Below are 389 nucleotides of genomic sequence, written 5' to 3'. Positions count from 1 at the left end.
CGTCTTTTAGTGAGGAGATGCGTCAGCGCGGCATGATCCCAGACACCCGAGTGCTGCGCGATGAGGAGATCTCCGCCGCTCCTGACGTGGCTGTGTGGCTAGGGATTGAGCCGGGGGAGCCAGTCCATTACATCTACCGCGTGCGGCTAGCTGACGGTGTTCCGATGGCCGTCGAAAGGACCTGGATCGCTGCCCGAGTGATGCCAGATCTGTTGACCGATGGCGTTCCGGCGAGTATTTATGGGGCGATGGCGGCAGCTGGGCTAGTTCCTACGTGGGGCGAGGATGCGATCGAGGCTGTCAGCGGTGACGCGCTGGTCTGCGAGCACCTGCAGATCCCCGTCGGGTCGGCTGTATTGGCTATCAACCGTCGTACCTACGCCGACGAT

1 protein-coding gene is annotated in these 389 nt (G+C 62.2%); it reads left to right on the top strand.

Annotated elements, in window-relative coordinates:
* Positions 1–17 precede the first annotated feature (17 nt).
* The coding region (locus CBF90_RS16945) for a GntR family transcriptional regulator (protein WP_197690616.1) at positions 18–389 on the top strand (372 nt) is incomplete at its 3' end.

This window comes from Microbacterium sp. AISO3, assembly GCF_002204305.1.
GTDB classification, from domain to species: Bacteria; Actinomycetota; Actinomycetes; order Actinomycetales; family Microbacteriaceae; genus Microbacterium; species Microbacterium arborescens.
Note: the sequence above shows the minus strand (reverse complement) of the source record. Positions and strands in the feature narration are given on the sequence as shown.